Origin of the sequence: Limnohabitans sp. 2KL-51, from assembly GCF_003063645.1 — a bacterium.
Classification (GTDB): domain Bacteria; phylum Pseudomonadota; class Gammaproteobacteria; order Burkholderiales; family Burkholderiaceae_C; genus Limnohabitans_A.
This window is the reverse complement of record NZ_NESJ01000003.1, coordinates 41,893-54,950: the sequence shown is the minus strand read 5'-3', so window position 1 is coordinate 54,950 and position 13,058 is coordinate 41,893. Positions and strand designations below refer to the sequence as shown.

Genomic DNA, 13,058 nt, shown 5'->3' with positions numbered 1-13,058 from the left:
CTCGCTCCATCAGACAAAGACGATCACATTGCGAGCGATACCGCCTCGCTGAAGAGCAGAAAAACCGTCGTTGATCTGCTCCAGCTTGAGTCGGTTCGAAACCAGCTGGTCGAGTTTCATTCGGCCCTGCATGTGAAATTCCACCAAGCGGGGGATATCAAGTCGGAAGTGGTTCGAGCCCATCATCGTGCCTTGAATGCGACGCTCGCGTAGAAAGTCAAAGCCGTGCAACTCGATCTTGGTACCCAACGGGATCATGCCCACAATGGTGGACAAACCGCGAGGGCGCAGCATCGCAAATGAAGCTTCAGTGGTGGACTTCAGACCGATGCATTCGAATGCGTAATGCACGCCGCCCTGGGTCATCTCGATAATCTTGGCTGCCATATCCGGGTCTTTGGCATCCATGCCATCGGTAGCACCAAAAATCTTGGCCATCTCCAGTTTGGCCGGATCGATGTCAATGGCGATGATCCTGGCTGCGCCAGCAAGATGAGCCGCATGAATGGTGGACAGGCCCACGCCGCCGCAACCGAGCACAGCCACCGTGGTGCCAGGCTCCAGTTGTGCGCTGTGCACCACCGAGCCATAACCTGTCAGAACCCCGCAACCCAGCAGTGCCGCCAAGTCCAAAGGCATGTCTTCGCGGATTTTGACCAATGCGTTTTCATGCACCAGCATTTGCTCAGCAAAAGTCGAGAGATTGAGGAATTGGTTGAGGTGATCCCCCTTCCAGCGCAGGCGTTTGGCCAAGCCGGGCGGCATCTTGACGGCGGTGTTGCTGCAAAGTGTTTGGTGGCCCGTCACGCAATACTCACAATGGCCGCAGAACACCGACAAGCAGGTGACCACATGATCGCCTGGCTTCACGTGGGTAACGTCCTCCCCCACAGCTTCCACCACCCCTGCAGCTTCATGGCCGAGCACAGCGGGCACTGGCGTGGGGTATTTGCCTTCGATGAAATGCAAGTCGCTGTGGCACAGACCGCTGACACGGGTGCGCACCAAAACCTCGTTGCGCTTGGGTTTTTCGATCTCGATGTTCTCGATGGTCATGGGCTGACCTGGGCCATGAAATACGGCGGCTTTCAATTTATTTGCTCCTTTTGATGATGGTTTTTTTCGCTGGGGATGCGGTCCGCAAATGCCCCTTTTTTTGCTGTGACATGGCGGGTTCTGGCGGCTTGACCTTTAAGCAGTGCATGACCACTTCAAACAGCCAATGGCTGAGGTTAGGGTCATGCAGGGGTAAGCGGTTGATCGGGTGGGTAATGCTATTGACCAAATGTCCACTGATGATTTGTAAGCCGACGATCAGTTGTTGCCGGACTTCTTCTTGGTTTGATTTTCTTGATTTACTGAGGATCAAATCAATGTAATGATCGTGCAGCTTTAGCCCGTTGTCCCTTACGGGTTGCCAGTCATCGCTGTCATTGATGCTGTATTGCACGGCCGCACGAATGATGCTTTCGTACTGTCGGTTGGTCTCCACGTAATGGTCCACACAGTGACGCACCGTTTGTGCCAAGTTGAGTTCTTTGATGCTTTCTGGGGTGAGATTAGCGTGCAGGTCTGCTTCTAAGGTTTCGCTGATGCTTTCAATGAGAAATTTGAAAAAAGCCTCTTTGTTGCGAAATCTCAGATAAAAGGAACCCACAGCGCATCCTGCTCGGGCCGCAATTTGCGCAATGGAAATGTCATCAAAAACCCCATCGCGCAACAAATCGAGACCTGACTGCAGCAACTTTTCGTGGGTTTGCTCGGACCTTTGTTGCTTGGCTGGAAAGGCCTTGACGACAGCCTCTATGGGTTTTTTCTCCATGTTTGAAGCTGATTTTCTAGACGTTGCTGAGGCAGTCGATGGAAGGGTGGACAAGTGCGGCTTTCAAAAGCAAAATACAGAACATGAATTTGGGTTCACAATAATTCCGCCTGGCAGCACTTGTCAAGCACCAGTTTTAAGAACCAAGGGAAAACCATGTGTTTGATTCCAATCGGCTCGCTCATCATGCGATCGCAATGGGTTCGCCAAGGGCCTGATTCGTATCCATTTTTAATGGCCAAACTTCGTCACCCATCGCGACGTATTGTCGCTTCAACGCATGACCTCTGACACACCTGCTCGTAAGCCTGCAAAAAACCTGGCGACAGAAGATCCTCAACCGGCCTCGATGCACACCCGTGCCTGCCAAGCCGCCCAGCGGCTGCATTTGCCCTTGCACGATGACCGTGCGTTTGACGATGCGCGTCGGGGACTGGTCGCACCCTTGCCGCCCGAAGGCGTTCTGCGCCCCAACGGCCGCCCGGTCTGGAACCTGCAGGCCTATGGTTTCCTGGCTAATGAGCAGGCGCCCGACAGTGTGCACCCCGGTCTGTGGCGACATGCCCGCCTCAATATGGTCACCGGCTTGTTCAAGGTCTGTGACCGTGTTTACCAAGTTCGCGGCATGGATCTGGCCAACATGACCATTCTGGAAGGTGACACCGGACTCATCATCATTGACCCGCTCACGTCGACCCAGGTGGCCGCTGCGGCGCTGGCCTTGTACCACCAGCATCGGCCACAACGGCCGGTGGTGGCGGTGGTTTATACACACAGCCATGTGGACCATTTTGGCGGCGTGCGTGGCGTCATCGACGAGGCCGATGTCATAGCCGGCCGAGTTCAGGTGATTGCACCTGTGGGCTTCATGGATGACGCCATCAGCGAAACCGTGATGGCAGGCAATGCCATGACACGGCGTGCCTTGTTTCAGTACGGCGCATTGTTACCTCGCGGTGAGCTTGGTCAGGTGGATGCGGGATTGGGCAAGGCGGTCTCAGCTGGGACCGTCACACTGATTGCACCCAATCGGCTGATCACCCAACCGGTAGAGAGTTTCGACGTGGATGGCATCGAATGTGTGTTCGAGTTGACACCTGGGGCTGAAGCCCCAGCCGAGATGATCATCCACCACCCTGGCCTGCGTGTGCTCAACATGGCCGAAATCACCAGCCACAACTTTCACAACCTGCTGCCCCTGCGCGGAGCCCAGGTGCGCGATGCCCGTGCCTGGGCGAGCTATTTGGTAGGTGCACGCCAACGGTATGCTGCTCACAGCGATGTGCTGATTGCTCAGCACCATTGGCCAGTTTGGGGCAGTCAGTCCATGGGCGAGTATCTGTTGCGCCAGCACGATCTTTACAAGTTCGTGCATGACCAGACATTGCGGTTGATGAACCACGGACACACGGGGGGCGACATCGCCGAAGCCATTCGCTTGCCAGAGGCACTCCAACAGGATTGGTCAACACACAGCTTTTATGGTCACCTCAAGCACAACGTGAAGGCCGTGTACCAGCGCTACCTGGGTGCCTATGAAGGCCACCCGGCATTCCTGGACCCGTTACCGCGTGAAGCACAGGCGCGCAAGACCATCGATTACATGGGCGGCGTGGACGTCGTATTGAGCAAGGCACGTGCCGACTTGGCTGCGGGTGAATACCGTTGGGTGGCCGATGTCTGTGCCCGAATTGTGTGGGTGGATCCGTCTTGCGCCGAAGCGCGGCGACTGTGCGCCCAAGCCATGGAACAACTGGGTTATCAGACCGAGTCATCCACCTGGCGTAATGCTTACCTGCAAGGCGCCCGGGAGCTGCGCCATGGGCCGCCGCGCTTGGCATCTGGGATGGCTGCCAGCCGCGACATGATCCGTGCGCTGCCCCTATTGCATTATTTTGATTATTTGGCCATGCGCCTGAACGGACCTCGCGCAGCGCGGCATTGCCTGGTGATGCATTGGCTTTTCAGCGAACCAGACGCCAGCCATGTGCTGACACTGTCGAATGGTGTGTTGCGCCATGCCTGCGAAGAACCTGTTGGCAAAGTGGATGTCCAATTGCGCCTGAGCCGCGCGACACTCGATGACATTTCTCTCGAGCAGCTGAGTTTTGCAGATGCGCTGGACAGCGGACGCATACAGCTGCAAGGCCCGCGAGAAATTTTTGAGGAATTCCTGATGCTGCTCGACACCTTTGACCGTGGCTTTGCTGTGCTGGAGCCTTTGCCACCTATTAGCAGTTTTCAGCTGCCTGAGTAGGCCCTTCGATTTGTCAGGCCCAGAGGACCTGATCCGGTTGTGCGTACCAGTCGTAGAGACGTTGCTGGACGCTGGCCTCGATGGCGTTGCGCTTGATTTTCAGCGTGGCCGTTAGGCAACCATTGTCAATGGTCCATGGCTCGTTCATCACCACCATCAAGCGCAGCTGTTCGTGATCGCTCAGTGTGACATTGACGTCCTCCAGCAGCCGCGCCAGCTCGAGTTCGATTTGTTCTCGCATCGCAGGGTCCTGGCGCTGTGTCTGGTGCTGCTCTGACAGCTGAACCAGGGCGCATGCAGCGCTCTGACCGGTGCCGCACACCATGCTGAGTTCGATCATTGGGTGGTTGTTCAATCGGCTTTCGATCGGTGCAGGTGCCACATATTTGCCTTTCGTCGTCTTGAACAGCTCCTTGATCCGTCCAGTGAGTTTGAGCATGCCATTGGGCTCAAAATGTCCGCAATCGCCAGTGCGGAAATAGCCGTCATCGGTGAAGGCTTCGGCCGTCAGGTCAGGACGTTTGTAGTATCCGACCATGCAGCCAGGCGACTTGACCAAAATTTCACCCTCGGGTGATAGCCGCGATTGCACGCCTGGAAGCGCTCCTCCAACATACCCCGGTTTGCTGTACTGCGGCAGCGAACCATGTGAATACGCAAAGTCTTCGGTCATCGCGTAGCCTTCCATCAAGTCCAGCCCCAGCTTGCGGTACCACTCAATCAGCTCGGCTGAGATGGGCGCCGAGCCGCTGCCGGCCGACACCACCGCGTCCAGACCGAGCGATGCCAGTACCTGCTTGGCGACCATTCGGCCTTTGACAGGGTCTGCCAGCGCCGCGTCCAGCTGCTCTGCCGGCATTCTGGCGAAGACACCATGCTGGAACTTGAGCCACAGCCGGGGCACTGAAATGAAGGAGTTGGGCCGTGCGCGCTTGAGGTCATCCACAAACGTGACCAGCGATTCGGAAAAGAACACGTGCACATTGCCAGCCACCAGAGACCAGCAGGCGATCTTTGAGCGTTCGAATACGTGGGACAGCGGTAAATACGACAAGACGCGGTGCTCAGACGGGTGACCTGTGCGCTCGTTGATCAACGCCATGGTGCGTTCGGAAGCATCGCTGATACCGCCAAAGCTGTGCATGACTCCCTTGGGTTCGCCGGTCGATCCGGATGTGTAAGAAATAAGCGCCAGATCCTTCGAATCGCGCCTAATGCGACCGTTCAATGCTTCGGTGCTGGCGACGATGTCTTCCCAGCGGGGTAGATCAGGCTGATCTGCTGTGGCATCTGACAGGGGCAGCGCGATGCAGGTAAGACCTTGGGGCACTCCTGTTTGCTGACGCGCCCAGTTGTCGAGTTTGCCCACGAAAAGCAGGCGTGTCTCGCTGTGCTCCAGGACGAAGCGAATGTTGTCGGCCGACTCGGTCGGGAACAAGGCCACAGTTGTGCCACCGGCCAGCCAGATGGCCAGTTCCGCCATGATGAAATGGGCACAGTTCTTGGTGATCAGACCGATTCGAGTGCCCTGCTCGAGACCTTGCGACTGCAAGTGCCGCGCCATGCGGCGTGCCTCATCGAGTGTTTCGCGCCAAGTGTAATCACGCACTTGGCCTTGACCCACAGGCTGGGTCAGGTAGACCTGGTCAGCCCGCTGAACTTCGTGGTCCTGAACATGGTCAAGAATCAGACGGTAAGTGGCCGTTGCAGGTTGAAGGTGGGTGGTCATAAGTGACGCCTTGGTTGAGGATGTCAGGTTCATGGCGCAGGCATTGCGGTCAGGCCTGACCCTCAGGCGCTGTCGTTGACCCGCTCGATGAGCGGGTAGTTGTAATGGCCATTCTGGTGAACTTTGCGAGGCAGGTACAGGCGCAGGGCAACGTAAAAAGTATCAGCCGGTGCGGGCAACCAGTTGCTGGTCTGCGGGGGTGACGTATGGCCTAGCCAGATCGTCAAACCGCCATCGGGGTCGTCGCATAAGCCGGCTGTGCGGTCACCGATGGCGTAGCGCTGCAGCGGGTTGTCCACGAACAGGTAATCGCTTTTGCGGTAAAGGCTCAGCGACCAGAAGGCATCGACCTGTGGCAAGCCTCCTGGTGCGAACCGCAGGCGGTAACGGTGACGCCCGTCCAGTGGGCGGCCCTGACTGTCGCGGTGTGCCATCTGGTAAATGACTTCCTGCGTACCCAGCAGACCAATGTAGCAACGGGCCACGCGGGCTCGGGTAAACCAATCGCGGCCATAGTGGTCAGTGACTTCGACCGAGGCATTCCAGCCGCCCTCCAAATCGGAAGAAGCCGGGGCATCCAATTCGGACAGGATCTCGGTCAAGGTTTGTTGCAACAAGGGCAAGTCGGCCTGTGATGAGTCCAGACCCGCTCCGATGCCCATGACTGCGAAGCGAGCCAGGTCGGCCGTTTCATCAGCAGGTGGTGGGTTGATGGCCAGCTGTCGATTGACCACTTGGACGAAGGTGGCGGCGTCGCCCAGCTTGTCTTGCCCATGGAGGCTGCATGTGACGATACGGGCCGCTGGCTCACCTTGAAGGGTGGTCAAGCGAAAGGCGTCCTGGAGTGCGTGAACAGGGGCCAGGTCCTCATGTGGCAGGGCCAGAATACGGCCAATCAGCCACACCGTTGGGGTGGCGCACTCAATGGGCAGCGTACCAGCCGGTGGGGTGCCTTGCCAGCCAGGTCCATGAAGAAAAAACGTGTGGGCCGCATTGCCATTCAAGCGGGTGCCCAGATGCGCAAAAGGGTTGGTGTAGAAGTCCAACAGCCCTAGCACGTAGTAGCGCTCGCCAGTGTCCGGGGTGTGCAACAACAAAGGTCCGTCTGACAGATCGATCCAGGTACTGGTGTAGAGCGTGTCAGTGTTGGGTGTGACCACTCGGCGGTCTTTGGCATTGAGCAGTTGGCGCGTGTGTGAAAACACATTGGCCCAGCGGCGCTTAGATTCGGGACCACCCGCCGGGTCCGCAAAGAGCCCTTCTGTATTTTTGCGTGGACTGCTTGCTGCTTGCATCCGTGCTGTTTCATACAAGGGCAGCGTGTAGAGGATGGCCTCTCTGGCCAGATCGTTGCGGTTCATGGGGTCATCTTTCTTTGACGCGTTGGACGGGGGGGAGGGTATAGCGGCCGTTGAGCATCTCTTCGCGCGGGTGGTACATGCGCAAAATCAGGTAGAACGGTCCTGATGGCGCTGGCAACCAGTTCGCATCGCCTTCAGCGGGGCGTTCGTGCTGAATTTGAAGCGTCAGAGAGTTGTCTTGACCGAGTCGCAAGCCTTTGGTTCGATCCCCAATCGCATAGCGACCCATCGGATTGGCCGCGAAATAGCGGTCTTCGCCATAGAGCGATACCGACCAAAAGGCGTCTGCCGGCGGCATGTGGCCACCCTCAAAGCGCAAGGTGTAGCCATGCTGGCCGTGTAAAGGTTCACTGTCGGCGTCGAAATCGGCCTGTGCATAGAGGGTTTCGGTGGCCGCTAACGCGCCCAGCCCCTTCATGGCCACTGTGGCGCGCATCAGGATGTTGTCGCCCCAGATGCCCAAATGGGGACTCCAGGTCCAGGGCTTTCGTGTCAAGTTAACGATGTGCTGTTTGATCAGATGTATCCCTTCGGAGTAGGCATGTCGCAAGCCCTCTCGTACACGCTGGCTGCTGCGCTCCAGCGCATCCAGCCCACCTGGTGGCAAGCGCAAGCTGCGCATCAGTGGACGCAGGTCACTGGCGTTGCTCGGTACCCCGATCTCATCGACCGCCTGCAGCAGGTTGGCAAAAAAATCGTCGGCGGCATGGTCGCTGTCTCGCCACTGGCTAACGCATGAAGGGCGAGGTCCGCTGCCTTGCAACTGAACGCCATCTCCAAATGCGCGTGCCTTGGGCACATCGGAGAGATCCCCCACCAGCGCGCGCCCCAGCAGCCAGACCAAGCGAGTGGGGCAGCGCACCACGCGCGCTGGATCAACTCCCGCTGGCATCGGGTCCTCGGTGTGAATCAGCCACCAATCCGCACCTTCGGCTGGCGTGTTGCGCAGACCCACGTTGTGGAAGTTTTCGCTCCAGGCATCCATCAGTTGCACCACGTAATACCGGCCGTGGTTCGGAGGGATGTGCAGTCGAACCGGGGAAGCTCCGATCCAGATCCAAGCGTTGTAATACAACAGATCGCACGAGGGTGTGACGATATCTCGGTCTTCGTGTGTCCAGGGTCTGTCACTGCCGTGGAACATCCCGAAGGGGCCGCGACCGAATGCAGGTGTGGCTTCTGGATTGCTTTGCACTTGGCAGGTTCGAAGGACTTCGAGCAAGGGGTAGCCCCACAGCACTAGAGGCTTGGCCATCACCGCAGTGACCGCCGTTTGGGGTGATTGATTTTGTGAATGTGCATTCATGTTTTTGAGCGTAGTCAAACTGAACCACTCTGACAACGCCAAAAACCCTGTGAATGGCACGTGGGTGACAGCTTTTTCGTCACCTATACGACAAACCAGCCCGTTCGATGCATGCGGATGGACGCAGGCGCACTGACCACCCAGGGCAGGTATTGGCGTGGCTGGTCGCTGGCCGATGGTCAGCGCTTGATCTGGATCAGCGCATCGGCCGCCACAACACCTTGCCCAGCCGGTTTTACGAACAAGGGGTTGATGTCGATGCCGGAGATGTGTTCGCCTAAATCTTGTGCCAATGCCGCCAGCTTCAGGATGGTGTCCACCAGCGCATCGACATCGGCCTTGGGCTGACCGCGTGCACCATCCAGCAAGGCGAAGGTACGGATCTCGCACACCATGGCCTCGGCTTCACTGCGGGTGATGGGCAACATCCTGAAGCTCACGTCACGCAGTACCTCTGCATAGATGCCGCCCAGACCGAACATGATGGCCAGCCCAAACAGCGGATCGTTCGTGACCCCCAAGATCACCTCGACCCCGCTAGGGACCATGGATTGCACCAGCACCCCGTCGATGGTGGCGTGTGGCGCATGATGCTGCGCATTGAGAAGGATCTCATCGTAAGCTTGACGCACGGCATCGGCATCGCTAAGGCCGATGCGCACACCCCCCGCTTCGGTCTTGTGTGCAATGTCGGGTGAGACCACTTTCAAGGCTACTGAAAAACCAATGGCAGCAGCCTGCTGCACGGCCTCGTCAGCACTGTGTGCCAATGCTTCGGCTGTGACCGGGAGGCCATAGTCGGCCAGCAGCTGCTTGGCCTCGTATTCGGTCAGGTCCTTGTGGGCAGTGGCCAGTTGCTGGCGCCGCAACGGGCGAGAGCAGTTGAGCACCGGCTCCCGCGCACGCTCGGCTTCGCGACGGCAGGCAGCGACAAATTGCCACATGGCTCCCATACCGGTGGCACAGCGAACAGGAGTGTCATAGCGCGGCACACCCGCTTCCAGCAACGCGTCATATCCGGCTTGTGTGGTGGCGGTGTCGGCGGTCCAGGACACCAGCACCGGCTTGTCGGTCGCCTGAGCCACCTCGGCCACCCATTGGGCCAACCTGATACCCACCGGCCCGGAGACAGCTGCCAGGCACACGGCCATCATGTCTACCGCAGGATCGTTCACGATCAGACGCAGGGAGGTGATCAGCTTGTCTTCTTGAGCGATGATGTTGCCCGTCACATCGATCGGGTTGTGCAGTCCGGCATAGGGCGGCAGCACTTGTCTTAACGCCTCCAAGGTTGTCTCTGACAGAGGCGGCAGCACCAAGCCTGCGGGTGCGCAGTGGTCGGCCAGCAGCACGCCCGCTCCACCCGAAAGCGTGACCACCGCGACACGCGGTCCAGTGGGCTGGCGTGGCGACAGCAGTGCCAGGGCGCGGTCAGCCAGGTCTTGAACATCCGTGACCTCGATGGCCCCAGCTTGAGCAAATGCAGCCTGATACAGCGCAGCGTCCCCGCCCAAATTGGCAGTATGGGAGGCGGCAGCGCGTGCACCGGCCTCGGAAGTGCCCACCTTCCACAGCAACCAAGGTTTACCGGCCCGCAAAATATGACGACCTACATCAACGATGCGGTGGGCGTCCTTAAAGCCTTCGACATACGACACCACCATGCCAGTCTGCGGATCGTCTGCCCAAGCTTGCACCAGGTCGAGACTGGTGGTCTGGGCTTCATTACCGGTAGATTGGTAGTGCTGGAAACCCAGTCCAGCATCGTTGGCCAGCATCAGCACGGTGTTGCCCCAGGCACCACTTTGTGAGCTCATGCTGATGGGCCCTTTTCGGTACCGCAGCCCATAGGGCGCACCAAATCCCAAGCTGAAACCCTGCCCCACGCTGATCATGCCTTGGCAATTGGGCCCCATCATGGCGATGCCATACCGATTGGCCATATCGACCAGTGCTTGCTGGGCAGCCACACCCTCACCGCCCATCTCGGCAAAGCCGGAGGTGATCACGATGACCTGACAGATGCCTTTGCGACCACAAGCTTCCAGTTGGGCGATGACCTGATCGGCGCTCACTGCGATCAGCGCCACATCGGGCACTTCGGGCAACGCAGCCACGTCCGGAAAACACGGCCAGCCAAAAACTTCTGTGTAGCGCGGGTTGATTGGGTAGACCTGGCCCTCATAGCCCAGATTACGCAGGTGCAGCAAAGGCTGTCCACTGGGTTTGCTGCCCGTGGTGGAGGCACCAATGACGGCGATGCTGCGGGCGCTGAACATGCGCAAGAGGTCGAATTGGGCAGTGGACATGTCTTTTTTATGTTCTTCTTAAGGATGGTGGATTTTTGTCTGGCCCAAATTTTCAAATATGGGCATCTATTTTTGACATGTGCTTCAGATGGATCTCATGCTTCCAGACCTTGGTGGAACACGCGCCGTGCAATGGCGGATCGGTGAACTTCGGAGGCCCCGTCGTAAATACGGAATGGGCGCAACAGTCGCTGGATCATGGACAGTGGCCAATCTTCAGAAATACCCAGAGCACCTGTGATCTGTACAGCTGAATCAGCTACGCGGTTAACGGCCTCTGACACGAAGACTTTGGTCATGGCCGAATGGTGTCGAATCGATTCACCTGCATCGAGCCTTTGAGCGGTGTCCAGAGTCATCAGGCGTGCAGCATGCAACTCGATGTGCGCATCGGCCACCATGGCTTGCACCATTTGGTGCTCGGATACCCGGGCACCGTGTGATTGACGTTCGAGAGCATATTGCTGCGCCAAGCTCATGGCGCGCGAGGACAGACCGATCAGACGCATGCAGTGAAACAGGCGGGCGCCCTCTAGCCGCAGCTGCGCGTGTTCAAGGCCTTTTCCTTCTTCACCCAGCAACGCATCGGCAGGCACTTCACAGTCTTGCAGACGAATCTCGGCGTGACCGCCCAAGTCAAAGGGCTCGACCGTGTGGACGTCTCGCACGATATCAAAGCCTGGCTGCTGGACATCGACCAAAAAAAGCGAGGGGCCGATTTCGGTACGTGCCATGACGATGGCGAAATCAGCCACTGAGGCTGAAGTGGCGAACCATTTGTGGCCATTGAGTCGCCAACCCCGTGCCGTACGCTCAGCGCGGCTGCTGAGCATGCGAGGATCTGACCCTAAACCCGGGGCTGGTTCGCTCATTGCAAAGCACGAGCGCTGGGTCCCTTGTAACAGTGGGCGCAAGTAACGTTCGCGCTGCAATGGTGTGGCCAAAGCCTCGAGTGTGGTGATGTCCGGCTGGCCCGGGGCCGCGCACTGCAGCGCCCCCGGTCCAAGAAAACTGCGGCCAGCAGTTTCAAGGTAAGCACAGCACTGCGCCCAGCTCAGGCCCAGACCGCCATCGGCCACGGCGCCACGAGGCGCTGTCAGACCTTGGGAGACGGCCAGCGCACGCAACTCTTGCACCAAGGCCAAGTTGTAGTCTCGCTCGTGTGCACGGCGCAGGTTTTCACGCGGAATGACTTCTTCATCAATGAAGCGTCTGGCCCGTTCAAGCAATACTTGCACGGAAGGGGAGTGAGCGGTCATGGCTTTGTCACTTTTTGAGCATGCGGTTGATGCGTTCCCACATCTGCAAGTCATTGCGCATGAATTGGCTGAAATCGGCAGTGGACAAGAAAGCGGCTTCGCCACCCGCAGTGGTCAGCCGTTCTTTTGTATCGTTCTTTTGTAAAGCAGCCTGCACACCAGCTTCAAGTTTGCGAATGGCCTCCGGTGGGGTTCCTGCTGGCGCATGCAGACCGTACCAAGACAACACAGTCACTTCTGGAAATCCTGCTTCAGCAATGGTGGGAACCTCTGGCAGTTGGGGTGAGCGGTTGGCACTGGTGTTGGCCAGAGCGCGCAACTTGCCTGATTTGATGTGAGGAAAGGCCACACTGGAAGGCAAAATCCCCACCGCGAAGGTGTTCGTGATCAGGTCTACAGCCATCGGTGGTGCGCCTTTGTAGGGAATCGGGTCAAGCTTGATGCCGGTGACTTGCTTGAGGATTTCGGTGGCCATGGTTTGGGTGGTGCCCGAGCCGCCATCACCATACTGCAATGCCGGATTCGCCTTACGCGCCATTTCGATGAACTCTCGCACACTGCGTGCGGGTGATGAAGCGGGTACGCAAAGGTAGCTGGGTGATAGAGAAAAGCGCGCGACAGGGATGAAGTCTTTTGGCGCCCATCGGAGATTTTGTTCCAGCAATGGATTGTTGAGCAGGTAGGGTGCTGACACCAGCAAGGTATAACCATCCGCGTTAGCTCGCGCAACGGCTTCTGCGGCGATATTGGCGTTAGCACCTGGTCGCGCTTCAATAACAACCGGTTGACCCAGTTCTAGACCTTGTGCCATGGCCCGTGTTTGAACGTCCACCACACCACCTGCAGGATAAGGCACGATGATTCGAATGGGTTTTGCGGGAAACGCCTCTTGCGCCTGCAGGGCCTTGTAAGGCAATGCGGCGATAGCTGCCCCCGAAAGGATCATGGAACGTCTTTTCATTTGCATCTCCTGGTGGTTTTTTGGTTAAGGAAAGTGATCAACTTTTCAGGCCCT

General features: G+C 58.0%; 9 protein-coding genes. 1 reads left to right on the top strand and 8 read right to left on the bottom strand.

Translation table 11 applies throughout. From position 1 onward, the window contains the following. Positions 1 to 9 precede the first annotated feature (9 nt). Together B9Z49_RS03370 and B9Z49_RS03365 are read right to left on the bottom strand one after the other, a co-directional pair. A complete protein-coding gene (locus tag B9Z49_RS03370) occupies positions 10 to 1,092 on the bottom strand; it encodes a Zn-dependent alcohol dehydrogenase (protein ID WP_108352040.1) in 1,083 nt (360 codons plus the stop codon). Between the two features lies 1 nt (position 1,093). Continuing rightward, positions 1,094 to 1,822: a TetR/AcrR family transcriptional regulator gene (locus B9Z49_RS03365; protein ID WP_108352039.1), complete on the bottom strand. Its 729-nt coding sequence runs from the start codon at positions 1,820 to 1,822 to the stop codon at positions 1,094 to 1,096. Between the two features lie 280 nt (positions 1,823 to 2,102). Here B9Z49_RS03365 and B9Z49_RS03360 point away from each other — a divergent pair, with 280 nt between their 5' ends. Next, positions 2,103 to 4,079, top strand: coding sequence for an alkyl/aryl-sulfatase (locus B9Z49_RS03360; RefSeq protein WP_108352038.1), 1,977 nt, complete (start codon positions 2,103 to 2,105; stop codon positions 4,077 to 4,079). Between the two features lie 13 nt (positions 4,080 to 4,092). Here B9Z49_RS03360 and B9Z49_RS03355 read toward each other — a convergent pair whose 3' ends face one another. From B9Z49_RS03355 to B9Z49_RS03330, 6 genes are all read right to left on the bottom strand, one after another. Then, complete coding sequence (locus B9Z49_RS03355) at positions 4,093 to 5,808, bottom strand: AMP-binding protein (RefSeq protein ID WP_108352037.1); 1,716 nt, start codon at positions 5,806 to 5,808, stop codon at positions 4,093 to 4,095. A 62-nt stretch (positions 5,809 to 5,870) separates the two neighbouring features. After that, complete coding sequence (locus B9Z49_RS03350; RefSeq protein ID WP_108352036.1) at positions 5,871 to 7,169, bottom strand: DUF1254 domain-containing protein; 1,299 nt, start codon at positions 7,167 to 7,169, stop codon at positions 5,871 to 5,873. A 4-nt stretch (positions 7,170 to 7,173) separates the two neighbouring features. Beyond that, the gene (locus tag B9Z49_RS03345) at positions 7,174 to 8,475 is read right to left on the bottom strand and encodes a DUF1254 domain-containing protein (RefSeq protein ID WP_108352247.1); all 1,302 of its coding nucleotides are present in this window, start codon (positions 8,473 to 8,475) and stop codon (positions 7,174 to 7,176) included. 179 nt (positions 8,476 to 8,654) lie between these two features. After that, positions 8,655 to 10,784 carry an acetate--CoA ligase family protein gene (locus B9Z49_RS03340; RefSeq protein WP_108352035.1) on the bottom strand — a complete coding sequence of 710 codons (2,130 nt, stop codon included), beginning with the start codon at positions 10,782 to 10,784 and terminating at the stop codon, positions 8,655 to 8,657. Positions 10,785 to 10,879: 95 nt separating this feature from the next. Beyond that, complete coding sequence (locus B9Z49_RS03335; protein WP_108352034.1) at positions 10,880 to 12,043, bottom strand: acyl-CoA dehydrogenase family protein; 1,164 nt, start codon at positions 12,041 to 12,043, stop codon at positions 10,880 to 10,882. Between the two features lie 7 nt (positions 12,044 to 12,050). Continuing rightward, positions 12,051 to 13,004: a tripartite tricarboxylate transporter substrate binding protein gene (locus B9Z49_RS03330; protein WP_158273410.1), complete on the bottom strand. Its 954-nt coding sequence runs from the start codon at positions 13,002 to 13,004 to the stop codon at positions 12,051 to 12,053. Positions 13,005 to 13,058: the final 54 nt, after the last annotated feature.

What these genes read in the sequence shown, in the direction of transcription:
- B9Z49_RS03365 (WP_108352039.1), bottom strand. Translation starts at nt 1,822, where the DNA reads ATGGAGAAAAAACCCATAGAGGCTGTCGTCAAGGCCTTTCCAGCCAAG.
- B9Z49_RS03360 (WP_108352038.1), top strand. Translation starts at nt 2,103, where the DNA reads ATGACCTCTGACACACCTGCTCGTAAGCCTGCAAAAAACCTGGCGACA.
- B9Z49_RS03355 (WP_108352037.1), bottom strand. Translation starts at nt 5,808, where the DNA reads ATGACCACCCACCTTCAACCTGCAACGGCCACTTACCGTCTGATTCTT.
- B9Z49_RS03350 (WP_108352036.1), bottom strand. Translation starts at nt 7,169, where the DNA reads ATGAACCGCAACGATCTGGCCAGAGAGGCCATCCTCTACACGCTGCCC.
- B9Z49_RS03345 (WP_108352247.1), bottom strand. Translation starts at nt 8,475, where the DNA reads ATGAATGCACATTCACAAAATCAATCACCCCAAACGGCGGTCACTGCG.
- B9Z49_RS03340 (WP_108352035.1), bottom strand. Translation starts at nt 10,784, where the DNA reads ATGTCCACTGCCCAATTCGACCTCTTGCGCATGTTCAGCGCCCGCAGC.
- B9Z49_RS03335 (WP_108352034.1), bottom strand. Translation starts at nt 12,043, where the DNA reads ATGACCGCTCACTCCCCTTCCGTGCAAGTATTGCTTGAACGGGCCAGA.
- B9Z49_RS03330 (WP_158273410.1), bottom strand. Translation starts at nt 13,004, where the DNA reads ATGAAAAGACGTTCCATGATCCTTTCGGGGGCAGCTATCGCCGCATTG.